The 24,730-nt window shown below is 35.3% G+C and carries 27 protein-coding genes and 2 tRNA genes; 12 read left to right on the top strand and 17 right to left on the bottom strand.

The window, feature by feature from the left end; genetic code table 11:
* Positions 1-14: 14 nt before the first annotated feature.
* From ACIEHO_RS02320 to ACIEHO_RS02295, 6 genes are all read left to right on the top strand, one after another.
* Complete coding sequence (locus ACIEHO_RS02320) at positions 15-1,118, top strand: helix-turn-helix domain-containing protein (RefSeq protein WP_406968230.1); 1,104 nt, start codon at positions 15-17, stop codon at positions 1,116-1,118.
* Positions 1,119-1,532: a hypothetical protein gene (locus tag ACIEHO_RS02315; protein ID WP_406968228.1), complete on the top strand. Its 414-nt coding sequence runs from the start codon at positions 1,119-1,121 to the stop codon at positions 1,530-1,532.
* Between the two features lie 216 nt (positions 1,533-1,748).
* Positions 1,749-1,925, top strand: coding sequence for a hypothetical protein (locus tag ACIEHO_RS02310; RefSeq protein ID WP_406968226.1), 177 nt, complete (start codon positions 1,749-1,751; stop codon positions 1,923-1,925).
* A 255-nt stretch (positions 1,926-2,180) separates the two neighbouring features.
* Complete coding sequence (locus tag ACIEHO_RS02305) at positions 2,181-2,675, top strand: Pycsar system effector family protein (RefSeq protein WP_406968224.1); 495 nt, start codon at positions 2,181-2,183, stop codon at positions 2,673-2,675.
* 1 nt (position 2,676) lies between these two features.
* Entirely contained in the window at positions 2,677-3,663 is a 987-nt protein-coding gene (locus ACIEHO_RS02300; protein ID WP_406968222.1) for a hypothetical protein, read from the top strand.
* Positions 3,656-4,330 carry a hypothetical protein gene (locus tag ACIEHO_RS02295; protein WP_406968220.1) on the top strand — a complete coding sequence of 225 codons (675 nt, stop codon included), beginning with the start codon at positions 3,656-3,658 and terminating at the stop codon, positions 4,328-4,330. Before ACIEHO_RS02300 ends, ACIEHO_RS02295 begins: the two co-directional genes overlap by 8 nt.
* A gap of 169 nt (positions 4,331-4,499) precedes the next feature.
* Here the strand turns inward: ACIEHO_RS02295 and ACIEHO_RS02290 are convergent.
* The 6 genes from ACIEHO_RS02290 to trxA form a co-directional block, all read right to left on the bottom strand.
* Positions 4,500-4,581, bottom strand: a tRNA-Leu gene (locus ACIEHO_RS02290).
* Positions 4,582-4,735: 154 nt separating this feature from the next.
* Complete coding sequence (locus ACIEHO_RS02285) at positions 4,736-5,956, bottom strand: site-specific integrase (RefSeq protein WP_406968218.1); 1,221 nt, start codon at positions 5,954-5,956, stop codon at positions 4,736-4,738.
* A 230-nt stretch (positions 5,957-6,186) separates the two neighbouring features.
* A tRNA-Asp gene (locus tag ACIEHO_RS02280) sits at positions 6,187-6,260 on the bottom strand.
* Positions 6,261-6,435: 175 nt separating this feature from the next.
* Positions 6,436-7,365, bottom strand: a complete 930-nt coding sequence (locus ACIEHO_RS02275) for a DUF58 domain-containing protein (protein ID WP_406968216.1) — start codon at positions 7,363-7,365, stop codon at positions 6,436-6,438.
* Positions 7,366-7,908 carry a ClpP family protease gene (locus ACIEHO_RS02270; protein ID WP_406968214.1) on the bottom strand — a complete coding sequence of 181 codons (543 nt, stop codon included), beginning with the start codon at positions 7,906-7,908 and terminating at the stop codon, positions 7,366-7,368.
* A 167-nt stretch (positions 7,909-8,075) separates the two neighbouring features.
* Positions 8,076-8,402: a thioredoxin gene (gene trxA / locus ACIEHO_RS02265; RefSeq protein ID WP_406968698.1), complete on the bottom strand. Its 327-nt coding sequence runs from the start codon at positions 8,400-8,402 to the stop codon at positions 8,076-8,078.
* A gap of 328 nt (positions 8,403-8,730) precedes the next feature.
* Between trxA and ACIEHO_RS02260 the strand changes: the two genes are divergently transcribed.
* Both ACIEHO_RS02260 and ACIEHO_RS02255 read left to right on the top strand, forming a co-directional pair.
* Complete coding sequence (locus ACIEHO_RS02260; RefSeq protein ID WP_406968212.1) at positions 8,731-9,423, top strand: glycosyltransferase family 2 protein; 693 nt, start codon at positions 8,731-8,733, stop codon at positions 9,421-9,423.
* Entirely contained in the window at positions 9,420-10,910 is a 1,491-nt protein-coding gene (locus ACIEHO_RS02255) for a cellulose synthase family protein (RefSeq protein ID WP_406968210.1), read from the top strand. Before ACIEHO_RS02260 ends, ACIEHO_RS02255 begins: the two co-directional genes overlap by 4 nt.
* A gap of 110 nt (positions 10,911-11,020) precedes the next feature.
* Here ACIEHO_RS02255 and ACIEHO_RS02250 read toward each other — a convergent pair whose 3' ends face one another.
* Complete coding sequence (locus tag ACIEHO_RS02250; RefSeq protein WP_406968208.1) at positions 11,021-12,256, bottom strand: hypothetical protein; 1,236 nt, start codon at positions 12,254-12,256, stop codon at positions 11,021-11,023.
* A 123-nt stretch (positions 12,257-12,379) separates the two neighbouring features.
* On the opposite strand from ACIEHO_RS02250, the gene ACIEHO_RS02245 reads away from it, so the two are divergent.
* Complete coding sequence (locus tag ACIEHO_RS02245) at positions 12,380-13,891, top strand: mannosyltransferase (protein ID WP_406968206.1); 1,512 nt, start codon at positions 12,380-12,382, stop codon at positions 13,889-13,891.
* Positions 13,892-13,945: 54 nt separating this feature from the next.
* Here the strand turns inward: ACIEHO_RS02245 and ACIEHO_RS02240 are convergent, their stop codons facing one another.
* From ACIEHO_RS02240 to ACIEHO_RS02200, 9 genes are all read right to left on the bottom strand, one after another.
* Positions 13,946-14,326 carry a hypothetical protein gene (locus ACIEHO_RS02240; RefSeq protein WP_406968204.1) on the bottom strand — a complete coding sequence of 127 codons (381 nt, stop codon included), beginning with the start codon at positions 14,324-14,326 and terminating at the stop codon, positions 13,946-13,948.
* A gap of 100 nt (positions 14,327-14,426) precedes the next feature.
* Entirely contained in the window at positions 14,427-15,212 is a 786-nt protein-coding gene (locus ACIEHO_RS02235; protein WP_406968202.1) for an RMD1 family protein, read from the bottom strand.
* Positions 15,213-15,587: a VOC family protein gene (locus ACIEHO_RS02230; RefSeq protein ID WP_406968200.1), complete on the bottom strand. Its 375-nt coding sequence runs from the start codon at positions 15,585-15,587 to the stop codon at positions 15,213-15,215.
* A gap of 49 nt (positions 15,588-15,636) precedes the next feature.
* Complete coding sequence (locus tag ACIEHO_RS02225; protein WP_406968198.1) at positions 15,637-15,858, bottom strand: hypothetical protein; 222 nt, start codon at positions 15,856-15,858, stop codon at positions 15,637-15,639.
* A 15-nt stretch (positions 15,859-15,873) separates the two neighbouring features.
* Positions 15,874-16,200: a hypothetical protein gene (locus ACIEHO_RS02220; RefSeq protein WP_406968196.1), complete on the bottom strand. Its 327-nt coding sequence runs from the start codon at positions 16,198-16,200 to the stop codon at positions 15,874-15,876.
* 32 nt (positions 16,201-16,232) lie between these two features.
* Positions 16,233-17,210, bottom strand: a complete 978-nt coding sequence (locus ACIEHO_RS02215; RefSeq protein ID WP_406968194.1) for a deoxyhypusine synthase family protein — start codon at positions 17,208-17,210, stop codon at positions 16,233-16,235.
* Positions 17,197-18,129 (bottom strand): agmatinase, encoded by a 933-nt coding sequence (gene speB, locus ACIEHO_RS02210; RefSeq protein ID WP_406968192.1) that lies wholly within the window; start codon positions 18,127-18,129, stop codon positions 17,197-17,199. The genes ACIEHO_RS02215 and speB overlap by 14 nt, the downstream gene beginning before the upstream one ends.
* A gap of 9 nt (positions 18,130-18,138) precedes the next feature.
* Positions 18,139-19,593, bottom strand: coding sequence for a type III PLP-dependent enzyme domain-containing protein (locus tag ACIEHO_RS02205; protein WP_406968190.1), 1,455 nt, complete (start codon positions 19,591-19,593; stop codon positions 18,139-18,141).
* Positions 19,594-19,943: 350 nt separating this feature from the next.
* Positions 19,944-20,633, bottom strand: coding sequence for a hypothetical protein (locus ACIEHO_RS02200; protein WP_406968188.1), 690 nt, complete (start codon positions 20,631-20,633; stop codon positions 19,944-19,946).
* Positions 20,634-20,760: 127 nt separating this feature from the next.
* Between ACIEHO_RS02200 and ACIEHO_RS02195 the strand changes: the two genes are divergently transcribed.
* The 3 genes from ACIEHO_RS02195 (at position 20,761) to ACIEHO_RS02185 (ending at position 23,443) form a co-directional block, all read left to right on the top strand.
* On the top strand, positions 20,761-21,981 hold the full coding sequence (locus ACIEHO_RS02195) for a sulfite oxidase (RefSeq protein WP_406968186.1): 1,221 nt from the start codon (positions 20,761-20,763) through the stop codon (positions 21,979-21,981).
* The gene (locus tag ACIEHO_RS02190; RefSeq protein WP_406968184.1) at positions 21,982-22,455 is read left to right on the top strand and encodes a monoheme cytochrome C; all 474 of its coding nucleotides are present in this window, start codon (positions 21,982-21,984) and stop codon (positions 22,453-22,455) included. It begins immediately after the preceding gene.
* Between the two features lie 112 nt (positions 22,456-22,567).
* Positions 22,568-23,443, top strand: a complete 876-nt coding sequence (locus tag ACIEHO_RS02185) for a sterol desaturase family protein (RefSeq protein ID WP_406968182.1) — start codon at positions 22,568-22,570, stop codon at positions 23,441-23,443.
* 55 nt (positions 23,444-23,498) lie between these two features.
* Here ACIEHO_RS02185 and hppD read toward each other — a convergent pair whose 3' ends face one another.
* On the bottom strand, positions 23,499-24,659 hold the full coding sequence (gene hppD / locus ACIEHO_RS02180; protein ID WP_406968180.1) for a 4-hydroxyphenylpyruvate dioxygenase: 1,161 nt from the start codon (positions 24,657-24,659) through the stop codon (positions 23,499-23,501).
* Positions 24,660-24,730: the final 71 nt, after the last annotated feature.

Below are 24,730 nucleotides of genomic sequence, written 5' to 3'. Positions count from 1 at the left end.
TAACACGTTTAAAAATGGAACTCGGAAAGAGAATAAAACAGTTAAGGCAAGATGCAGGGCTATCCCAGCAGGAATTTGCTGATTACACAGGGTTTTCAGTTTCATATGTCCAAAAATTTGAAGAAGGAAAACGAGAAATGAAAACCAATCATTTAATACGCTTTTCTAAAGTCTTAAAGTTGAAACCATTCGATATCATAAATACCGAAAGTACAAACTTGGAATACAATCCGACCGACAAGTCTGCATTCTCAATGACCAATATTGAGTATAGGGAAAAACAAGACTCACACAAAATTTTTGAAAATGAAATTATAGAAACCATTTCAAATGATTTCTTCAACATCATCGAGCTTGAAAATATAATGGACGATAAAATCAAGTTCAAAAATCCAGTTGAAGATATGGTGATAACCAATGGTGATGATATTGAAGATGCGGTCAAGGTTATTCGCAAGAAATGGAAACTTGGAAAAAACCCTATATATGATGTTATCCACCTATTGGAAAACAAGGGCATCAAAATATTTGAGGTAGAAAAGCCAAATAGCTTTGTTGCTTTTTCTGGTTGGGCTGGCGAAGTACCAATTATCGTACTCAACGCTGTAAATCCAGACGTTGCACGAAGGCGCTTTACAACTTTGCACGAGTTGGCCCATCTAATACTTGACTTTGACATTGACGACCACAATAAGATTGAACGTTTTTGCAATCACTTTGCAGGTGCAATGTTACTTTTTGAAGATGTCCTCTTCGACCACTTTAATAACCAAAGAAACGGCATCACACTAGAAGAGCTAAAGAGCATTAAATCTGCCTATGGCATATCCATTTGGGCTATTATTATGCGTGCTTTAACCCTCGGTATTATCAATTGGGACACTTATCACTCGTGGAAAGAGAACTATGACCAATGGCGAGAAAATGAAACCTCTTTTGGCGAGTATCACGGTGTAGAAAAACCAAAACGATTTTACAGCTTGTTGGCAAAAGGATTGAATATGGATAATAAGGAAGGTAAATCTTTACTTTCCCATACAAGGGCGGCAGAACTGTCAAATATGACAATAAAAGATATTAAAGCGAGGTTTGGTGGTAAAAACTTTATGAGAAACTAGATGTATGTATTCAGCGACATAGAATTATTGCTTCTGTTGGATAGTCTAAGGATATTGGACAATTCAACAGACTCTTTTTATGTAACTGAAATGGCACTTGAGTCGCCTTGTTACGACTATGTAGAGCAAAATCGTTTAAAACGCTTGGTTGAAGAAGGTAAAATAAAGACATACTCGCTGGAAGGCGATTTTTTTAAGTTTTCCTGTAAGGAAAGTATAAAGTACAACGGGTTGCACATTATGGATTTTGCGGCTATTTATTATTGCAAAACCATAAATGGATGTCTTGTTGAAAGAAACGATGTGATAAAAGAATACGCCTCAACTAATGGGGTCAATGCCTTATCGGTCGATGAAATATTGAGCACTATTGTTAAAGAAAAAAAGTATATGGAATTTATAAAAGCACTATAAAAAAAGCTGACATCTAAGATATCAGCTCTATAATTTACTTTAAGATAAGATTGGAATATTATCTGTAAAGACTTTGTTTTTGACGACACAAATATACCGTTTATTTCGGTATTTACAAGTCCTTCACACATAATCTTCCCTTTTCAATTAGAGTAATAATCCGCTACCATAATGGTGGCAAGGAATATTTGTTTAATTATTTATAATCAATCTGTTATGGCAAAGAACAAACCATATGGTGACAATGCTAGAAAAGGGGCAGTTAAAAACCGTTCCCAAGTACTTAACCCCAAAACTGGGCTTTACGTTAAAAGAGATTCCGACTCAGGAAGATTTATGGACGTAAAAACCAGCGGCGGAAAATTTAAAGGTGTTACCGATAAAAGTAATTGACGCTTCAGCGAAACCCAAATGCTGTGAACTTGGGCTAATTTAAATTTTGACTATGAATTATTCATTTCAAAATGACAGGTTGAGTCTTTGTGAAAAAGACACCTGTTTACATTTAAAAGGAAATAACGCTAAAGTTATTTCCACAATTCTTACTGTAGTAACTTTTGTTGCGGCTGTTTCAGCCATTGCAAAGGCTATCAAGTAATCAACTAGGCTGGTTCTTAGGATTCAGCCTAGTTAATAATTTAACTCTCTATGGAAAAAGAAAGATTAGAATACACCGTGAGTCGCCTAGACCATTATTACGATAGCGTCAACAACAAAACAGCAGTATATATTGCCATAAACACCTTTATCACAGGTGGGGCAATTACGCTGTTAACCCAAATTCAGGAACTTCTTGATAAAGAAATATGGCTCTTAATATTTTTAGCAGCAATTATTTTATTTGGCGTTGGCAGTCTCTTACTGCTGGCATTGGCAAGTATGCCTTATTTCTCGCCTAAGTCAGATGTGGAATCGCTATACTATTTCGCCAGTATCGCGCAGAAAGACAAAAAAGAATTTTTTGAGCTTTCAAAAAAGCAAGATAAAAAAGAGAATGTAAAGGATTTGAGAAATCAAGTTTTTGTCCTATCACAAGGCTTGAAATCAAAATTCAAAAAACTAAAGTGTGCTTGTGGCCTATTAATCATACAATTTTTGCTACTGGCACCCTTAACCTACATATTAATTAAAATAACCTCATAAAATGAACTTATTTGAAGACTACAAAAACGTAATTAAAAAAGCGGTCGAGAACGACCCTACAAAATCTAACAAAATCTACGGATTAAGTGAACCTCTGTTGGAAAGCAATCGTGAATACCTTAAATCGTTGAGAAACGAACTTCCTGGTCGAGAGCTATCTCGTGAAATGAAATTATTTGCGAAAGGTATGGGTGTGCCAGAGACTTTCGATTATCAGCCCTTGGGAAGTCATCCAGACTTTGCACACTTAAAGGGTACAGACTTAGTTGAAGAACATTGGATAATTTCAGGCTTCATCGATGTAAAGAAGAGCACAAAGCTCTTTAATAATTTCACAAAAGCAACGGTAAGGTTGATTACTGAAAGCATCATTCGAGCTTCTATGTTTGCAGTCAACCTATGTGGTGGCTACGTGCATCGCATACAGGGTGATGGTTTGATGGTCTATTTCGGTGGAAAAAACATAGAAAAGCTGAAAGCCGTCGAAGATGCCCTAAAGTCCTTTTCAATGATATCCTATTTCGTGAAAAAAGACCTAAAAGAATTTTTTGAAGATAATGGTATTCAAGACATCCATACAAGGGCAGGATTGGATTTGGGTCATTCCAAACAGGTGGATTGGTTCTATTCGGGCATTGGTGAATCGGGCGAAGTTACGACGTGTAGTCTTCATACGAGTCTTGCACCTAAAATGCAAAGTAACGCAAAAAACAGCGGCATAGTTGTAGGTCACAATGTGACAACACAACTTAGAAAGGACAAGTATTTTGAACAGCGAAGCAAGGAAATTCACGATTATGAAGATGGAAGAAAATATTACCAATACAACTTTGATTGGGAACGCTATTTGGTAGATAACAACCTAGCTGTTCAAAATGATATGGGTATCTTGGTATTGACAATTAATACCTTTCCCGATGCCAACAGGAATAGCCGTGATTTGTATCCAATCGCTTCTAAAAGTAAACCTTACTTCAAATATGGGTGAAAAAGGCCTCAGTACTGACATTAAAAATTTTCTGGGTAAATATTTTGCCTTTGAGATAGTTGAAAGCTCTAAAACCGGATATTTAGCTCTCGAAGGCAAAATAAGTGTCTTAGACAGAAGTGATAAGCTCTGGGGTCACTTTAAAATCTTAATTCTTATAAACGAAGCTGAATACCCATATACCGTCCCCATAGTAATCGAGAAAACTAAAATTATCAATAGAGATTGGGACTTTCATATTTCCCAGGAAGGGGAATGTTGTTTGGACATTCCGCATAAGCTAATGAAAAGAAAGAGGCGAGGAATAGTCTTTAAAGAGTTTTACAGAGAAGTTATATATCCTTTTTTTGCCAATTACCATTATAAAGTATCCACAGGGGATTATGCAAATGGGGAATACAAACATCACTTTGAAGGTATCGTACAATTTTATCAAGAAGAATTTGGACTATCTGATTTTGGAAATATTGTTGTCCTATTGGAAACGGCCATTAATGGTATCAAATATCGACCGAATGAAGTATGCCCTTTATGTGGCGGTCCTAAATACAAAAAATGTTGCAGAAAGAAAATCTATAATTTGAAAGGGTATGGCCTGCAACAATTAAAATTTGATTTGGCACTTTTTAGGAAACACAAACTGAAAATAGAGCGGATTCCGGGTTAAAACATCGCTCAAAATAAAATACAAATACATCTGCTATCAATTTTCATCAAATTGTATTTCTTGAAGAAAACAACTAAATGTTGTACCTATGTTGTACCCGAAGTCAAAAATCGTAAAGAAAATCCATTTTTTTAAAATGAAAAAGCCGAAGATTTCTCTTCGGCTTTTGTGCGGATGACAGGAATCGAACCTGCACACCTCGCGGCATCAGATCCTAAGTCTGACGTGTCTACCAGTTCCACCACATCCGCATTTTAAATATTTTAACACTTTTTCTTAGGTTAAATCCTAAGTCTGGCGTGTCTACCAATTCCACCACACCTGCATTTCAAATATTGTAACACTAATAAATACTTTCCTCTATTTCGAAAAATCCACTCAACCCAAAAAAACCAATTTTTAAATTCACTCCAATATCAATTTTAGTTTTTCCATGTCCTGACTCACCTTCTTTTCCACTACTCTAGCGTAGATTTGTGTTGTTGCCAACTTTGTATGACCCAAAAGTTTTGAAACCGTTTCGATTGGCACACCGTTAGTTAAAGTTACGGTTGTGGCAAAGGTGTGACGCGCCATATGAAAAGTAAGGTTCTTCTTGATGCCGCAAAGGTCTGCTATTTCCTTTAGATAGCTATTCAACTTTTGATTGGACAATTTAGGTAGAAGATTATCATTATCAAAAGTTCTAAAATCGTTTTTGTACTTATCGATTAAGTTACTAGCCTTAGGAAGTAAAGGTATTTTAAAAGGTGTTCCAGTCTTTATCCTCTTCGCCGATATCCATGAAAGACCATCTATTCCCTTTACTATATTCACGGTTGTCAATCGTATGATATCACTATAAGAAATACCTGTATAACAGCTAAAAATAAATAAATCTTTAACAACAATCAGACGCTCAATCTTAGAGGATAAATTCTCAATATTTTGTAATTCATCGTCAGTAAGAAATTCTCGTTCTTTCTTTTCAATTTTTATTTTATAATTAACAAATGGGTCTCTATCAATCCATTCCATCTGATAGGCAAGAGTAATCATCCTACGTAAACGTTTAATATGCTTCATAGCCGTATTATTTCCAATTTTAGATTGGCCACTGTTTGGAGTGTATGAGCGTAGAAAATTTTCAAAACTTATTATAAAACTATAATCTAGTTCAGAGAGAAGAATGTCAGTAATTTTATATTCCTTTAAAATATACTCTAACATATACCTTTGACTAGTCTTGTATTGACCCATAGTATCTTTATGCAACTTATGTTGCATCTTTTCATTATGATAGTCAATAAGATTTTGAAAAGAAAAACGCCTTCTGTCTTCACCTAGATATCTAGCTTTTACCATTTGGGAAGTAAATGGCTTTTCTTCCTTCTTAAATTCTTCGTAAATCCGATAAACTTTTGATTGTACCTCGTTCAAATAAAGATTTAGAATACGCGAATCCTTATCTGTCCCATTTGCTCTCTGGATTTTTTCATCCCAGGTAGTAATATTAATTTTCTTTTTAAGGCTGATATTAACGCGCTTACCATTTAAGGTAATACGCAAGTAGATATTTACTTGGTCTTTAATGACTCGTTTACCGTATACCCAAAACAGTACTGAAAATGTTGTAGAAGTTCTCATAGTTGTCGTCTTTTAATGGTTAAACATTATTGAGACGAAAGTCAAATCAACTATAATAATATGAGTAAGTTACGTAATTCTGTCAACATAATTAGTAATAAAAAGATATGTTGACGATTTGTGACCTTTTAGAATCAAATAGAACCAAATTCTATGATTGCCCTAAAAATATAAAACCTTGTAAATCATATGATTTACAAGGTTTTGAAGGTTTTTGATAACCCTTTTAGCGGTCTGGACGGGACTCGAACCCGCGACCTTCGCCGTGACAGGGCGACATTCTAACCAACTGAACTACCAGACCGTTGCTTTATTGCGGTTGCAAATATACACGCCTTTTTTTATATCTCAAATCTTTTTTTGTGTTTTTTGAATATTTTTTTCAATTGAACGAATTCAATATTGTTTTTACATCAATACCAATTACGATAAATTATTTCAAACAAATATTAACCAACTGATTTTCATAAAATATGCTTTTAAACAAACTTTTTTCGTTCTACCAAATAAGTCGTAAGGATGTTATTAAACCCCTTATTAATATCGGCCTCAACATACTTTATTTTGTATTGCGCACATTTTAGCTGTAAAGCCACAAAATAATCTTTCACGGCCTTGCTGTAATTCTCTTTTATCGAATCGGCGTACAAATTAATATACTCACCTGTTTCAACATCTACAAACCGCTTGGGTTTATTATCAAAATCGAAATTAAGTTCTTTTGATTTGTCGAATACGTGAAACAAAACCACTTCGTGCTTATTGTATTTTAAATGCCGAAGTGCTTCAAAAAGTTTTTCGTCCTCCTCTGAAGTTTGAAACATATCCGTAAACAGAACAATCATGGAACGCCTGTGGATTTTTTCGGCAATTTCGTGCAAATATTTATAGGTTTCTGTTCGCTTGTTCGAATGTTTGGAAACAACAGCTTCACTTAGATGGTTTAAAAGCATTTGATGGTGCCGTTCACTTCCTTTTTCTGGGGCGTAATAATCGTAATCATCACTGTATATACTTAAACCAACGGCATCGCGCTGCTTTTTTAAAATTTGCATTAATGCAGCGGAAGCCAAAACTGAAAAGCCTATTTTATTTAATCGATTGATGGAAACTGAATTAACCTTTGGATAATGCATCGAACTACTATTATCTATTATAACATGACACCGCAAATTGGTTTCGTCATCATAACGCTTGGTATATAATTTATCTGTTTTAGCAAACAACTTCCAATCTATATGACGTGTACTTTCACCTTGATTGTAAATTTTATGTTCAGCAAACTCGGCAGAAAAACCATGAAACGGACTTTTATGCATACCTGCGATAAAACCTTCAACCACTTGCTTGGCCAGTAGTTCTAAGTTTTTAAATCCTTCGGCTTTATTTAATTCAGGTTGTAAATCCAATTAAATCAATTTATCGACAATACCGTATGCAACCGATTCCTCTGCATCCATCCAATGGTCTCGGTTGAAGTCTTTCAATACTTTATCATAATCCTGCCCGCAATTATCAGCAAGGATTTTAGCACTTAATTCTTTTGTTTTCAAAATTTCCTGGGCCGTAATTTCAATATCACTAGCTTGTCCACGAGCACCACCACTTGGCTGGTGTATCATCACTTTCGCGTGTGGTTGTATAAAACGCTTTCCTTTGGTTCCGGCTGAAAGCAGAATAGACCCCATTGATGCCGCCAACCCAGTACAAATAGTTGACACCTCACTTTTCAAGGATTTTATACAATCGTACATGGCAAAACCTGAGGTTACATAGCCTCCTGGACTATTTATATACAAATGAATGTCTTTGGTTTCTAGAGCATCTAAATAGAGTAACCTATCGATAACATGCTTGGCAGATTTATCGTCTACCTGTCCCCACAAAAACACTTTACGTTCTTCAAGTAACTTACTATCTATTTTATCTTGAACTTTTACTGGTTTACTCATGTTTTATTTATTTTCATCTAAAATAAAAAAAGGTTCGCCATATTGGCAAACCTTTTTTGCTTTCTTTTTCATTGGCAAGCATTAATTTTTTAAAACATCAAAGATGTATAACTCTGTGATTTGATTTCAATAGAAATCCAGAGAAAAATGCTGTTGTTATGTTACTTTTATAAAAGTGAGTCAATGGCGTCTGTATAAGCATTTTTAGGCGCTACACCAACTTGTCTACCCACAACTTCACCGTTTTGAAAAACCAACACTGTAGGGATGTTACGAACCCCGTATTTAGCAGCAAATTCTTGATTGGCATCAACATCTACCTTACCTACAACGGCCTTACCATCATATTCATCGCTTATTTGTTCTATAATTGGCCCAACCATTCTACATGGCCCACACCAAGCAGCCCAAAAATCTACCAATACTGGCTTCTCACTTTTTAATACCGTTTCTTCAAACGTCGCATCTGTAATCTCTAATGCCATAATATTTATTTTTATATGTTCCTTAAATATTTTTATTTTCACAAAATTAGTCAAAAAAAATTCTAAAGCTTACAAACCGTCAATTTGTTTTACTTATGGCTTTATCAATTAGCGTTATCACTAGTTCTAGCCGAATGAAACATATTCAATATTCATTTAAAACACTAGCCTATTTTGTAAAAATGAATTAACCATAAATTGTTCAGATAGTTTTATAAATCTAAAACGACAAAAACCCATTAGCAAGTAAATCCATGTATTTACACTCCAACGAAAACCCAAAAGAATCAATTAACTTTGTACCGTTTAAAAATAGATTATAATCTAGTAGCACACCATGGTTAAAATAAACGTGATTATTCCTGCTTACAACGAAGAAAGTTCGATTGCTCACGTTATAAACGATATTCCCAACCTGGTGGACGAAGTTATTGTAGTAAGTAATAATTCTACGGATAAAACAGAATATAACGCAAAAAAAGCTGGTGCCACAGTTTTAACCGAGCCTAACAAAGGTTATGGTTATGCATGTTTGAAAGGCTTAGAATACATTGAGCAAAAAAACGAAAAACCTGATATTGTGGTATTTATGGACGGTGATTACAGCGACTACCCTGAAGAACTTACAAAAATAACTGCCCCTATAATTGAAAACAATGTCGATTTGGTAATAGGTACCCGCACAAAACAACTAAGGGAAAAAGGATCCATGACATCGCCCCAAATTTTTGGCAATTGGCTAGCAACCAACCTCATGCGATTATTTTTTAGCGCTAAATTTACCGACCTTGGCCCCTTTAGAGCCATAAAATACCAAAAGCTGCTAACCTTAAATATGGAAGACAAAACTTATGGATGGACGGTAGAAATGCAACTTAAAGCTTTAAAACAAAAATTAACATATACCGAAGTACCTGTAAACTACAGAAATAGAATTGGCGTTTCAAAAGTTTCAGGTACAATAAAAGGTGCTATATTTGCAGGCATCAAAATCTTGGGATGGATTTTCAAATACACTTTTAAAAAATGATCTTAGAAACGGTAATTATAATCTTATATTCCATTTCGCTTTTGCTCATATTTATGTATGCCTTGGCGCAATTAAATTTGCTGTTTAATTATTTATCTGCACACAAAACTGAAGATAAAAGTGAGAAATTCGATTTTTCTAACGCAGACGAGATACCCTATGTAACCATTCAGCTTCCAGTATATAACGAAATGTACGTTATGAATCGCCTTTTGGAAAATATAGCAAAAATTGATTATCCAAAAAGCAAGCTCGAAATTCAGGTACTTGACGACTCTACAGATGAAACCGTAGTTAGCACCCAGCAACATATTGTAAAATTAAAGGCCACCGGGCTAGATATAAAACATATCACTAGAACCGACCGCAAAGGTTTTAAAGCCGGAGCGTTAAAAGAAGGGCTAAAAATAGCCAAAGGAGAGTTTATTGCTATTTTCGACTCCGATTTTTTACCTCAACCCAATTGGCTAAAACAAACCGTACCTTATTTTAAGGATGAGGAAATTGGTGTTGTGCAAACGCGCTGGGGCCATATTAACCGAAATTACTCATTGCTCACCAAAGTGCAAGCCTTTGCATTAGATGCCCATTTCACCTTAGAACAGGTTGGCAGAAATAGTAAAGGGCATTTTATCAACTTTAATGGAACTGCAGGGTTGTGGCGAAAAACATGTATTATTGATGCTGGCAATTGGGAAGGTGACACTCTTACGGAAGATTTAGACCTCAGCTACCGTGCCCAACTTAAAAATTGGAAATTTAAATATTTGGAAAACGTTGAAACTCCCGCAGAGCTTCCGATAGTAATAAGTGCAGCAAGGTCGCAGCAATTTAGATGGAATAAAGGTGGCGCCGAAAACTTTAAAAAAATGCTTGGTCGGGTTGTAAATAACCACAATATTTCATTAAAAACTAAAGTACACGGGCTGTTACATCTTTTAAACAGCACCATGTTTTTAAACGTGTTGATCGTTGGTGTTTTAAGCATCCCTATGCTTTATATAAAAAACGAATACGCCCACTTACACGCCTATTTTTATGTAATGAGCTTTTTTGTATTAAGCACCATCATTTTCTTTATCTGCTATTGGTTTATGTACAAAAACACCTATGGCAGTGGTTTTAAAAACTTCATAAAGTACATTGGCATGTTTTTCGTATTCTTCTCTATAGCAATGGGCTTTTCGCTACATAACTCCATTGCCGTTTTAGAAGGGCATTTGGGCAAAAAATCAGAATTTGTTCGTACGCCAAAATTCAATATAAGCAAGTACAAAGACAATTGGAAAAACAACAAATACATGAAACGAACGGTATCGGTTCACGTCATTTTTGAAGGTTTACTCATGCTCTATTTTGGCTTTGGCATGTACAGCGCTTTTATTGTTGGCAATCAAGGTGGAGACTTTGGGTTGTTCCCCTTTCACCTTATGCTGTTCATTGGTTTTGGCTATGTGTTTTTTAAATCTTTAGCTTCAAAAGTATAATTATTTATTTGGGCGTTACCACAGGGGTCGCGCTTTACACTTCTAGTTTTGGATCGATGTGCGCCTCGCCAAAAGCTATCCCCTGCAATCGCTAACACGCCTAAAACAATTTAAATCTGAAAACCTAAATTAATTGAGATTACATTGGCCATAATGCCCTTTAGTCGGCCAAACTCAGCCTGATATCTCATATCTAAATACAATTCTTTATCATTCTTATATGTACTCCTCAATCCAAGGCCCAAATTTATTCCATAACCCCATTTTGAGAATGGATTATCATTTGTTTGATCTGTATCAAAAACCTCTCCCCAAGAATAGGAAGCCTCTAAATTTCGGCTGTACTCATCACCAAAAAAATAGTTTAGAAATCCTCCGAATTGAAAGGTTGGCCTAAATTTTCCTCTTGGAAATTCATAGTTAAAAACGCAAAGGTTTTGCACTCTGCTTTCAACCCATGAAATATCATTTATATATTCAGTCCTGTAAACAGGTTCTATATAAGTATTAGATGTTGTTAATTTCGTCCTAGAATAGGTGGCTTCGTAATGCAAAAACAATCTTTCATCCACAAAAGACATATTTATTTTATAGAACACACCCACAGACGGGAAAATGTTAAACCCAAAATTACTGTTTTCTAAATAATAGTATTCCTCTTGCATGTTGGCAGATTCAGAGATTGACATTCCATTTACTCCAAGAACTACACCAAATTTATTAGGTATTCTATCAAGCTTTTTTTCATAAACTATGCATTCTTCATTAGGGCAAATTTCATTATGATAATCAGTTGTTATATCTATCAATGACTTATGATTGAGGCTAGTGCTCTGAGCCTTTTTGGAGACTGTTGGACTTTCTTTAAAAACCACCTTTAATACTCCAACAAATTCGTTGGACTCTTTAACATACTTTTTGTCATTTATTACAACTTCCTTTTCACTGTTTTTTAACTCAATAAAATTGCCTAAATCATCTTCAACATAATAATGATCTCCATCCAGGTCTCTAAAATAATATACATCTACCGTTGCATTAATAAGATATTCTAAAAACAACCGCCTTACCTCGCCTTCTATATTTACAGGTTTCGAAACATAATATTTACTGTCAATAAACCTATAGCCTATAATATCATATGGGGTAAAGATTTGTCTCTCAGAATTGAAATTTTGCTTGTAGATACATTTCTTTGAATTGTTTTTATTTCCTTTATAATCAAGAAGCCCAAAGACTGTATCATTTTCATTAAGAATAACATATCCTTTCCTGAAATCAGATTGCGCCAATAATCCAAAAATATTCAATAATGTAACTCCAGCTAATAATACATATTTCATCATGTTTGCTTTTATTATTACCCCTATAATTCGCGCTAATTTCCCGGACAGTATAATAAGGAATTTATGAGTCCAAATAAGTAATTTCTACTCTATAAAACAAGCTATTAACCTTATATTTACACCATGCCATTAAACTCACCCTATTTAAAACTTTATAGACTGCCGCTAGCAATGGTATTATTGAGCATGCTGTTTTATTGGGCATTCGGTTATGATTTAACCCGTACTGATTATATAAAGCTTTTAATGCTCTATTCAGCATTATTCTTCATATTTTATAGGTTGGTACTGCTATTTAAACACAATATAAAACACCTTACGTATCTATCTTTTGGATTTAGAGCCATTTTTATTTTGGCTATTCCCAACCTCTCACAAGATTTTTATCGCTTTATCTGGGATGGGCGTATGATTTTAGAAGGATTAAATCCCTATCTGTTTACTCCAGAATCATTTATTAGCAACAGCCTATTTCCTTTAGCTCAAGCCCAAGATTTATATAACGGTATGGGCAAACTAAACGCCAGCCATTTCACCAATTATCCGCCTATTAACCAATTATGTTTTGCTATTGCTGCGCTATTTACTGGTAAGAGTATTGTGGGTTCGGTTATTGTTTTGCGCCTAATTATTATTGCAGCCGATTTCGGAACGCTATATTTTGGAAAAAAACTGTTAGAAAAACTGAAACTTCCAACATTCCACATCTTTTGGTATATTTTAAATCCGTTTATCATTATCGAACTTACCGGGAACCTTCATTTTGAAGGCGTAATGATTTTCTTTTTGATTTGGAGCTTGTACTTGTTACACAGAAGCAAATGGCAGTTGGCAGCGGTGGTTTTAGCATTATCCATTTCAACAAAATTGATTCCACTTATTTTTTTGCCGCTGTTTTATCAGTGGTTGGTAAAACGAAATGAAGCAAAGCATGAGATACTGAAACAACCCCGAAAGCTTTCGGGGCAGTATGAAGATAACAAAAAGGAGAAACATGTTTCTTTTGAAAAGATTGCCACGTCGATTCCTCCACGCAATGACAGAACTAATAAGGCTTCAAATGTAATCAAATTAAAGAACCTTATTTCATTCTATGGCATCATCGGGATAATCTCCGTACTACTTTTTACGCCGTTTTATTCCTCGGATTTCATAGTCAACTATACCCAAACCGTGGCACTTTGGTTTCAAAAATTTGAGTTTAACGCCAGTTTATATTATGTTGCAAGAGCCATTGGATACGGGTTTCGAGGCTATAACGAAATTGCCATTATTGGAAAATATACAGCCCTAGTGGTCTTTCTTTTTGTTTTGGCCATAGCCTTTTTTAGAAACAACAAAACCTCGGTTCAACTTATTACTGCCATGCTATTGGCGTTGTCTTTTTATTATTTTACAGCGAGTACGGTACACCCGTGGTACGTGGCCACGCTTTTGGCCCTATCGGTTTTCACCAACTATAAATTTCCGTTGGTTTGGAGTTTTGTAATCATACTTAGTTATTTGGGCTACGTGCATATTAATAGCGCCGATAAATCCGAAAACTTGTGGTTTATTGCCTTGGAATATACTGTTGTATATGGCGTTTTTATTTGGGAAATCTTCATAAAAAAGGCCTCCAAAAAGGAAGCCTAAATTTGTTCAAATTTTGATGAGATTCTGAAACAAGTTCAGAATGACAAAAATCATCTAAATTTTTTCTAAACCGGTAATGGTATTCACCTCTTCTTCATCGTCGTTGCCATCGGCATCTTTGGTAACTTTAATTTCTTTATTAAATGTGATTTTAAATTTGGTACCCACCAAATCATCAGCATTTAAATTGAAAGTTTTTAGCACATCCTCATTCACCTTTTGGAAGGTAAGCGTATGCTCCATATCGTCCTTTCCCTTGATGACAAAATTATAACCATAATCTTCCTTTCCGTCGTAAACGGCATAAACCACCAAACCTTCTTGGATTAGAACATTTTTATTTGAAATATCGAAATCCGTTACTGTCGTAAAACCTGTATGCGTAAAAAATGAAAGTATTAGTCCGCATACTACCAAAATTGTTTTTGTTTTCATAATCCTATGTTTAAATATTATTAACGTCTACTTTTATCGAAATACAACGAATACTTTTGACAATCAACACATTAAATATACATATAAAATATCATGTTTTTTAAATCAGGTTAAAAAGTTTCGCAATGAACATATCGATGACCTCAATGACGATTAAGATAATAATAATCCATTCTAACCTACTACTTTCCTTATGATCCATAATATCTTTGAAGAGTTCTAAATTCTCCTTTATAATTTCAATGCGATCATGAATAAGGCGGTAGCGATCCTTTAAATCGAAGGAACGTTTTAAGTCTAAGTTGAGTCTATTGAGCTGCTCGTTTTCCCAAGTAATTTCTGGAGAATCGAAAATATATAGGTTTTCTGAAATTCTATTTTTAATATTAAGTGCCTTACCGATGAAACGTTTCAGCTTGTTTCCAGAAATATCCAACTTTCCGTTTTCTTCAAGGTATGCCGTATGTTTTTTGGTTTCGTTAAGTAGTTCTTCCGTAATTTCAGAATAGCGGTTTAGTGCTACAGATTGCGAAGTATTCAACATTACCAAACGAATCATTTCTTCATCGAGTTTTGGGAGCACAATATTATCGAAGCCGACCTTGATTACATTAGATTTAACAATAACTTCGGCCGAATCTGATAGTTTTTCGGAAAAATAATCGTTGCAAAATGGTTTAATTTTTTGCAATATTTCGGCGATGGTCTTTTTTTCTAAATTGAAAAAGCTGACCATGCCATATTGAAACAGATAAACAAAAGCATCTTCAGACACCTTGTAATAAAGCTCGTCACTATCTTGAAAAAGCAAGGTCCATGGCAAATGGCCTTTGCTTTCTTTTATATTGATGGTACTTGCTACTTGATAAGCAACTGTTTTGTACACTTACTGATTTTTAAAAATGTCTTGTGAATTCTTGAAACTTTTAAACTCCAACATATATTCGTTAGGGTCTTTTACGAAAAAGGAATGGTGCTGCCCCACTTTACCTTTTAAAAAGGTAGATTCTGTAACCAAATCGAGGTTTTGTTCCTTAAGCTTGGTATAAATTGCTTTCCAGTTTTCGTTGTCCAAAACAATTCCGAAATGGAAAGCGGGCAGAATTTTACCCTCAAAAACATAATTTGGACTTTGAAAATTAAATTTTCCGGCTTTTGTAAATGTAATTTGATGGCCGTACAAATTTATATCAGCCCAATTTTGGGAAGCTCTCCCCAAGGTCGCACCAATATTGGTGTAAAAACGGCTTGTCTCCCTCACACTCTTGCAAGGTAAAGATAGGTGGAATATTGCTTGCATAACGCATAAACTAAAGGGGTTTTAAACTTTCAACTCTATAAATAACATCGTCTCCGTCTTCATCTTCAACAAATGTTATCCTAAAATCTTTATCAACTAAACTTTTGTCGTTTTTTAAATCAAATTGTTTTAAAACCCGCGGGTGCACTTCTTCAAAAGAAAGCTCCTCTCCGTTTTCAAACCAAAAATTGAAGTAACCGTTTTCGTAGGACTTAAAAACAGCTGTTCTCATGGTACTATATGTTTTTTAATTGTTATCGTCGTCTGAATCTTCATCTGAAATCTCCGGCTCTTGAACGGCTTCGGGGTCGTTATCAGCAAAATCTTCGTAATCGTCTTCATCGTAATTTTCCATGGTCAATGCCAGTTTGGTACTCACTTTTACTAAATATTTGGTGTCGGCAGTAACCACCTCAACGGCTTCTATAATCTCGTTGTGTTGATTTCTGAAGGATATAATTTGGTCGTCGTCATAACCATCAGGGTATCGTTCAACAAGCAATGCTAAAATCTCTGGTGTTAATTTTTTAAAATCTACAATAACACGTTTTAGATTATCATTTCTATTTTTCATTTGGGTCATTTTTAAAATATTGATTGGTCAATTTACAAGCCTAAAAGATAAGCAAAAATTAAAGGAGCGACAATAGTAGCATCACTTTCTACAATAAATTTTGGCGTATCGATATCTAATTTTCCCCAAGTTATTTTTTCATTTGGAACGGCCCCGGAATACGAACCATAACTGGTTGTAGAATCACTTATTTGACAAAAATAACTCCAAAACGGCGTATCGGTACGTTCCATATCTTGATATAACATGGGCACCACGCAGATAGGAAAATCGCCAGCAATACCACCTCCAATCTGGAAGAAACCAATCCCTTTTCTGGAATTTCCGGTGTACCAATCAGCTAAAAAGGTCATGTACTCAATACCTGATTTCATGGTACTTGCTTTCAATTCACCTTTTAATACGTAGCTAGCAAAAATATTGCCCATGGTACTATCCTCCCATCCAGGAACCACAATGGGTAAATTCTTTTCTGCAGCAGCGTACATCCATGAATTTTTTAAATCGATTTCGTAGTATTCTTCCAAAACCCCAGACAACAACATTTTATACATGTATTCATGTGGAAAGTAGCGTTCGTCTTTGGCTTCAGCATCCTGCCAAATTTTAAAAATATGTTTTTGCAATCTTCGAAAAGCTTCTTCTTCCGGAATGCAAGTATCGGTTACTCGGTTTAAGCCTTTTTCCAATAAACCCCATTCTTCCTGAGGCGTTAAATCACGATAGTTAGGCACACGCTTGTAATGCGAATGTGCTACCAAATTCATAATATCTTCCTCTAAATTTGCTCCAGTACAAGAAATAATTTGCACTTTATCTTGACGAATCATTTCTGCAAAACTTTTACCCAATTCGGCGGTACTCATGGCACCAGCCAAAGATACCAACATTTTAGCACCGTTGTTTAATTGCGTTTCGTAACCTTTAGCAGCATCAACCAATGCCGCAGCATTAAAATGCAAATAATGGTTTTCTATAAATTGAGAAATAGGTCCTTTAGTAGTTGTCATTGTCAACAAATTTTGAATGGTTATTTTTTTGTTCCGAATTGCCAAAAGCATTGTCGTAATCGTCTTCTATGGCTTCATCCATAAATTTATAGCTCAGCATTTTATAATACAATTTAGCTGCTAAAAAGTCGGATGATTTTTCCTTTTTATTCGGGCACAGCTCTACTATATCAAAGCCTACCACATTTTTTTCGGCAAAAACCACCTTCAAAAACTCTAAGGCTTCATACCACAACAATCCTCCTGGTTCAGGGGTTCCGGTACTTGGCATGATAGAAGGGTCGAAAGCATCCAAATCGAAAGTTATAAATACATTATCGGTCATTTGGTCGATGGCCGAATCCATCCAAGTATCATCAGCCGCCATATCGTGCGCAAAATAAGTTTTCTCTTCGTCCATTACGGTTTTTTCCATGATATCCATAGAACGAATCCCCACCTGAATTAAATTAGTAGTTTGGCTAGCCTCGTAAACCGCACAAGCATGGTTACAAGCAGTACCATCGTACTCTTTTCGCAAATCGGCATGCGCATCAATATGAAGTACCGTTAAATTGGGGTACATTTCGTTAAATGCACGAATAGTTCCGATAGAAATGGAATGCTCACCACCAAAAATAGTAACAAACTTATTTTTTTTGATGTACTTTTTTGTAGCACCATGAACAGCATCCACCATAGTTTCTGGTGAAGCGTATTCTGTCACGGCATCGGCCAAAAACACACCTTGCTGATACACTTCGGTACCAGTTTCAATATCATAAAGCTCCATATTTTCTGAAGCTTCCAAAAAAGCTTTCGGGCCTTTATCGGCTCCTTTTTGCCAGGTACTTGTACCATCATAAGGCACTGGGATTAAAACGATTTTTGCTCGTTCTAGTTTTGCAAATTCCTCTGGAATTCCTGCGTAAGTTTTCATTCTATTAAGTTATTGTTTTTGGGTTAGCTCAACTTGTTTAATTTCATCTTCAACAGCGTCATTTTGAATGTTTTGATAACCTAATATTTTTAGTAAATCTTCACTTTTTTGTTGATCGCTAAACAGTTTTGTTGTCAACTGTCCGTTTTCATCCCTATCTATTAAAATATGTTTTGGCGATGGTATTAAACAATGCTGTAAACCTCCAAAACCGCCAATGGTTTCTTGGTAGGCGCCCGTGTTAAAAAACCCGATGTAAAGCGGTTTTTCTTTATTGTATTTTGGTAAATAAATAGCATTCATGTGCTGTTCACTATTGTAATAATCATCGCTATCGCAAGTTAAACCGCCAAGCAATATACGCTCGTAACTGTCTTGCCATCGATTTACCGCCAGCAAAACAAAGCGCTTATTAATGGCCCAAGTGTCTGGCAATGTTGTGATGAAAGATGAATTTATCATATTCCATTTTTCACGGTCGTTTTGCTGCTTTTGGTACAACACTTCGTAAATAGCCCCACCACTTTCGCCAACTGTAAAGCTTCCGAATTCGGTGAAAATATGCGGAACATCCACTTCTTCTTCCTCGCACGTCAATTTGATTTGGTTAATGATTTCGTCAATCATATATTCATAATCAAAATCAAACGCCAATGAGTTTTTTATTGGGAAACCACCACCAATATTCAAGCTGTTTAATGTTGGGCAAACCTTTTTTAAGCTGGTATAAACCTTTAAACATTTTAGCAACTCGTTCCAGTAATAAGAGTTATCACGAATGCCCGTATTAATAAAAAAGTGCAGCATTTTTAGCTCAACTTTTTTATTGTTGGCAATCTGATTTTTGTAAAACGGCACAATATTTTTATAACCAATACCTAAACGCGAGGTATAAAACTCAAATTTGGGTTCTTCTTCAGATGCAATGCGAATGCCCACATTAAACTTGCCGTTAATTTCTTTTGATAGCAAATCAATTTCCTCGTAATTATCAATTATAGGGATAGCATTTTTGTGTCCGTTATTAATAAGCCGAGCAATATTGGTAACGTATTGCGCGCGCTTAAACCCATTGCTAATTACAAAAGTATCATCAGTAATTTTACCAGACGCCTTTAGGTTTTCAACAATATCAATATCAAAAGCTGAAGACGTTTCAATATGTATATCGTTCTTCAAAGCCTCATCCAAAACATGTTTAAAATGTGAGCTTTTTGTGCAATAGCAGTAATGATACTGCCCTTTGTAATTGTGCTTTTTAATAGCATGTGCAAACCATACCTTTGCCCGATTAACATTATTGGATATTTGCGGCAAATAAGTAAACTTTAACGGAGCTCCGTACTGTTCAACAAGCTGCATTAAATCAATATCATGAAAATGTAACTCTCCTTTATCAACTTTAAATTCTTCCTGAGGAAAATCAAAAGTTTGATTGATTAAATCAATATATTTTGTATTCAATTTGTTTTTTATAAAAAGTTAAAGATGTAATAGATAGATTAACTACACGTTAAGACAATAAAAAATAAACGATATCAAATCTGTATTTCGCGCTGAGTAGTAGGCACGAAACCGTATTTATGCTGTATAGCATATATTGGAGAAACGGAAGTTAGCTTTAAAATTCGGTTACTTAATCTGTAAGCTGCTTTTGAATATGACTTCCTAATTTTCAAAAGCCCGAACATAGAAACAGGTTTCAATTTGTTCAGCTAAAAGTGCGGCAAATGTAATTTATTTTTTAATACGTTAAACATTTTTTAGTTTTTTTCTGTTAAAATGTTTTGCAATACTAATATGCATAAGAAACACTAAACTTTCGTATCGGGTAAACTTACACCTTTCATGAGTAATGCCATACCCATAGCACCCAACCAAACCACTTTAACATGAAATAGTGGTTTATAAATTTCAAAATTATCAGGAATCAATAATATAACCCCCATTGCTGAAAAACCTAATAAAACCGTAAACCAACCCAGCCAAAGGCTCATTATTTTCCACTTAACCAGGGCGATACCAAATAAGACCAAACCTACACCAGAAAAAATGCGGCCAAAACGAATAAAACAAGTTACATATTGGTTGGTAAATAACAAATTATTCATGAATTCTTTTAGCTCAATTGCCGACATTCCAGATGTTTGACCAACACCCCAGGCACCATGATTATAAAAATATGCCGCAGCAATTGCTAACGTAAAAGTTCCAATAATAGTCATACCACCCCCTGGTAAGATGAGCACCCTATAAGGTTTTCTAGCAGTAACAGAAATAAATGCAAATAGAGCAATACCCATAGTTACCCAGCCAAATATATGAATACGATACATCCAAATCCAATACCAAACATTTTTACCTATTTCAGCAAAATCAGAAGCCACAATATATTCCCCAATATGATGTGGAGATAATACCCAGCCAAACCACAACAATAATGCAGCAGCAATAAATGACCATCCTGTAAAATTGGTCTCAAAATCTTTTTTAATATGTTTCATAATTCAAATATCCGTTTTGCTCTTCACAAGATATAGGTATCGTTTAATCTTTATTGTAACAAAAGTTACAATAGGACAGGTTAAGTTGTTGTATTTTAAACTTTTAATTTTTAAATCATAAACAGCTTTGAAAAGAAGTGACTTTATAAAAAAGACAACTTTGGGGTCTTTTGCTGCAATTATAGGAACCGAACTGGTTTTTGGCTCTAACATCTTAAAAGGATATACGCCCATTGGCTTGCAGGAGCCCGACCCTTTCAAGATGTTCAAGAAGAACCCTGAAATGGTTGTTCTAAATGACAAACCTTGGAATATTGAAGCCCAAGCACATTTGTTAGACGATAAAGTTACACCTAACTCTTGTATGTTTATTAGAAACAACGGGTTAGTACCTGAAGACATTGACCCAAACATATGGACACTAACTATTGATGGTGAGTCTGTTGTCAACGAAAAAACATATACACTAGCAGAATTAAAATCAAAATTCAAACATTATACGTATCAATTAACTTTAGAATGTGGTGGTAACGGAAGAAGTGAATTTGACCCTCCCGCTAAAGGAAATCAATGGACTGTTGGTGCTGTACATTGTGCCTCATGGACTGGTGTTCGCTTAGCAGATGTACTAAAAGATGCCGGCATAAAAAGTAATGCCGTTTATATTGGCTATCATGCGGTAGACCAACATTTAAGTAAAGACGAAAAAAAAGAACCCATCTCTAGAGGATGCCCAATGGATAAAGCCCTTCAAGATGAAACACTCTTAGCTTTTAAAATGAATAGTGAAGACATCCCGTTAATTCATGGTTATCCATTACGCTTAGTTGCTGGTGGTTGGCCAGCCTCGGTTTCTGGTAAGTGGATTAACAGAATCAGTATACGTAACAAAGTTCATGACGGGGCAAAAATGACTGGAACCGCGTACCGAGTACCTTGTAATCCAGTCGCTCCAGGCGAAAAAGTAAAAAATGAGGATATGTGTGTCATTGAATCAATGCCAGTAAAATCATTAATTACCTATCCTAAAACAGGGGCAATGATAAAAAAAGGTAAATCTTTAAATATTCGAGGACATGCATGGGCAGGAGAACTTGAGGTATCCAAAATGGAATACTCAATAGATTTCGGTTCTACTTGGGCAAACTGTAATATTGAAAAACCGTCAAATCGATTAGCATGGCAGCACTTTTCAGCTTCAGTTAATTTTCCAAAAGAAGGTTATTACGAAATTTGGGCAAGAGCAACAGATACTAATGGTATTGCACAACCAATGCTTTTACCTGGATGGAATCCGAAAGGATATTTAAATAATGCCTGCCATAGGATAGCAGTTAAAGTAAAATAAATGTCTAAAGAAGAAGTGTTTATAGCAAAAGTCAGAAAAGTATATCGTCTATTGATGATTCTTTTTTTCTTGTTCGTAATTACTGGAGGTGGGTTGGTTTACCATATGGTAAATCCAGGTTTTTTAAATTTTAATACTGAAACAGAAACGTTAATATCAAAACCAATAGAAATAGATGAAGACCGCATAGAAAATGGTATTCATGTTAGAACAGGATTGATGGACGCCGAAGGATTAATGACTGTTGTAAATAATTGTACTAATTGCCATTCAGCCAAATTAGTAACTCAAAATAGAATGAATGCGGAACGTTGGAATACCACAATTAAATGGATGCAGGAAACACAAAACCTTTGGGATTTGGGAAAAAACCAAGAAACTATCGTCAATTACTTAGTAACCAACTATCCTCCACAAAAGAAGGGAAGGCGCCAGGTTATAAAGCATGTTGATTGGTATGAACTGATGGATTAATAGACAAATGGAATACATATACTTAAAACCTTACCTATATTTAAAACACAATAGTTTTATTTTGGTGAAGTGTTTAACGCTAAAAATACGATGAACAATTAATAAATTAACTATGGAAAAATACCTAGACGCCTTTATAAATGCATTTCAAGGCACATTAAACTGGACATGGAAATCAATAATTTTTGATGTTCCATGGTACACAAATTACTTTTGGGGACTTATAACTATTTCAGTTTTTGTTTGGTTGTTGGAAATTATATTTCCTTGGCGAAAAGAACAATCAATCTTCAGAAAGGACTTTTGGCTCGACGCATTTTACATGTTCTTCAATTTTTTCATTTTCTCTATTGTCATTAGTGGCGTTTATAAAATAATAGGGTTGCTTTTTGGAGAAATAAATTTAACCGCCAAAAGCCTTGCGATTTTTGACATTTCTGAGTGGGCTCCTTGGTTGCAGTTATTAGTATTCTTTATAATACTTGACTTTGTACAATGGTTTACACATGTTTTATTACATAAATACCCATTTTTATGGAAGTTCCATAAAGTGCATCATAGCGTAAAAGAAATGGGGTTTGCAGCACATCTAAGATATCACTGGATGGAGAATATTTTATATAAACCCCTTAAAACTTTTGGTGTAATGATTATTGGAGGTTTTGAGCCAGACCAAGCCTATGTAATTCATTTTATAACCATTGCTATCGGCCATTTAAACCATGCCAACATTAAAATTACTTGGGGGCCATTAAAGTATATATTTAATAACCCTGTAATGCATTTATACCACCATGCGTATGTTTTACCAAAAGGAACTTATGGCGTAAACTATGGCATTAGTTTAAGCTTATGGGATTATATTTTTAAAACCAATTATATACCTGAAGATAGTGGAACCATAGAAATTGGATTTAAAGGTGACGATAAATTCCCCAAAGATTTTATCGGTCAAAACACTTATGGCTTTAAAAAAGGTCAAAAATAGAACATTAGTTATATTATAAGAAATGCATGTATTTCAATTGAAATACATGCATTTCTTACAACGTTCCTCTATTGGCCTGCTCGCGCTCGATGGATTCGAAGAGTGCTTTAAAATTTCCTGCACCAAAGCCTCGTGCGCCCATTCGTTGAATAATTTCGAAAAACAACGTAGGCCTATCTTCTACTGGTTTGGTGAAAATTTGTAACAGATAGCCTTCTTCATCAGCGTCAATCATAATGCCCAAACTTTTTAGAGTTTCAATATTTTCCCTAAGCTGGTGGCTGTATTCTTCCAAACGCCCAGGAACAGCTTTATAATATGCTTCTGGCGGTTTCGACAAAAACTCAACACCACGCGCTCTTAATTGCGAAACCGCATCAATAATATCATCGGTGGCCACAGCAATGTGCTGCACACCTGCTCCTTCATAAAAATCGAGATATTCCTCAATTTGCGATTTCTTTTTTCCCTTGGCGGGCTCATTTATTGGGAATTTGATTCGGCCGTTACCGTTGCTCATGACCTTACTCATCAATGCCGAATATTCAGTATGGATTTGTTCATCGTCAAACGACAGAAAGTTTTCAAAACCCATAACATCTTCATACCATTTTACCCATTTGTTCATTTGCCCCCAGCCCACATTGCCCACCATGTGGTCAATAAATTTTAAACCCACAGCGGTTGGGTTATAATCTGACTTCCATTCCCTGAATCCTGGCAAAAACGTACCCTTGTAGTTTTTACGTTCTACAAACATATGCACAGTTTCGCCGTAAGTATAAATACCAGAGCGCACTATCTCACCGTGTTCGTCTTTTTCTACAGTTGGCTCTAAATACGATTTTGCACCTCTGCTGGTGGTTTCTTGGTATGCTTTTTTGGCATCTTCAACCCATAAGGCAACCACCTTTACGCCATCGCCATGCTTTACTATATGTTCGTTTATTGGCGATTTACTATTTAATGGCGTGGTTAAAACTAATTTTATTTTATCCTGTTTTAACACATAACTCACAGAATCTTTCGAACCGGTTTCCAAGCCTTTATAGGCATAGGACTGAAATCCAAATGCCGTTTTATAAAAGTGTGCTGCTTGTTTGGCATTGCCCACATAAAACTCTACATAATCCGTTCCTAAAAGGGGCAAAAAGTCTTGTGCGCCTTCAAATATTTTTTCCAATCCGTAGTTTACTGATTCTATATTTTTACTCATGATAAGCCCCTCTTAATCTCCCCGAAGGGGAGAAACTCAAACTGGGTATTTGAGTTCTTGTACTAATTGTT

This window comes from Flavisericum labens (assembly GCF_045446075.1).
GTDB lineage: Bacteria > Bacteroidota > Bacteroidia > Flavobacteriales > Flavobacteriaceae > Flavisericum > Flavisericum labens.
This window is presented reverse-complemented; position numbering and strand designations above follow the sequence as displayed.

Coding starts and splice junctions, on each gene's coding strand:
- ACIEHO_RS02320 (WP_406968230.1), top strand. CDS start 15: ATGGAACTCGGAAAGAGAATAAAACAGTTAAGGCAAGATGCAGGGCTA.
- ACIEHO_RS02315 (WP_406968228.1), top strand. CDS start 1,119: ATGTATGTATTCAGCGACATAGAATTATTGCTTCTGTTGGATAGTCTA.
- ACIEHO_RS02310 (WP_406968226.1), top strand. CDS start 1,749: ATGGCAAAGAACAAACCATATGGTGACAATGCTAGAAAAGGGGCAGTT.
- ACIEHO_RS02305 (WP_406968224.1), top strand. CDS start 2,181: ATGGAAAAAGAAAGATTAGAATACACCGTGAGTCGCCTAGACCATTAT.
- ACIEHO_RS02300 (WP_406968222.1), top strand. CDS start 2,677: ATGAACTTATTTGAAGACTACAAAAACGTAATTAAAAAAGCGGTCGAG.
- ACIEHO_RS02295 (WP_406968220.1), top strand. CDS start 3,656: ATGGGTGAAAAAGGCCTCAGTACTGACATTAAAAATTTTCTGGGTAAA.
- ACIEHO_RS02285 (WP_406968218.1), bottom strand. CDS start 5,956: ATGAGAACTTCTACAACATTTTCAGTACTGTTTTGGGTATACGGTAAA.
- ACIEHO_RS02270 (WP_406968214.1), bottom strand. CDS start 7,908: ATGAGTAAACCAGTAAAAGTTCAAGATAAAATAGATAGTAAGTTACTT.
- ACIEHO_RS02260 (WP_406968212.1), top strand. CDS start 8,731: ATGGTTAAAATAAACGTGATTATTCCTGCTTACAACGAAGAAAGTTCG.
- ACIEHO_RS02255 (WP_406968210.1), top strand. CDS start 9,420: ATGATCTTAGAAACGGTAATTATAATCTTATATTCCATTTCGCTTTTG.
- ACIEHO_RS02250 (WP_406968208.1), bottom strand. CDS start 12,256: ATGATGAAATATGTATTATTAGCTGGAGTTACATTATTGAATATTTTT.
- ACIEHO_RS02245 (WP_406968206.1), top strand. CDS start 12,380: ATGCCATTAAACTCACCCTATTTAAAACTTTATAGACTGCCGCTAGCA.
- ACIEHO_RS02240 (WP_406968204.1), bottom strand. CDS start 14,326: ATGAAAACAAAAACAATTTTGGTAGTATGCGGACTAATACTTTCATTT.
- ACIEHO_RS02225 (WP_406968198.1), bottom strand. CDS start 15,858: ATGAGAACAGCTGTTTTTAAGTCCTACGAAAACGGTTACTTCAATTTT.
- ACIEHO_RS02220 (WP_406968196.1), bottom strand. CDS start 16,200: ATGAAAAATAGAAATGATAATCTAAAACGTGTTATTGTAGATTTTAAA.
- ACIEHO_RS02215 (WP_406968194.1), bottom strand. CDS start 17,210: ATGACAACTACTAAAGGACCTATTTCTCAATTTATAGAAAACCATTAT.
- speB (WP_406968192.1), bottom strand. CDS start 18,129: ATGAAAACTTACGCAGGAATTCCAGAGGAATTTGCAAAACTAGAACGA.
- ACIEHO_RS02200 (WP_406968188.1), bottom strand. CDS start 20,633: ATGAAACATATTAAAAAAGATTTTGAGACCAATTTTACAGGATGGTCA.
- ACIEHO_RS02190 (WP_406968184.1), top strand. CDS start 21,982: ATGTCTAAAGAAGAAGTGTTTATAGCAAAAGTCAGAAAAGTATATCGT.
- ACIEHO_RS02185 (WP_406968182.1), top strand. CDS start 22,568: ATGGAAAAATACCTAGACGCCTTTATAAATGCATTTCAAGGCACATTA.
- hppD (WP_406968180.1), bottom strand. CDS start 24,659: ATGAGTAAAAATATAGAATCAGTAAACTACGGATTGGAAAAAATATTT.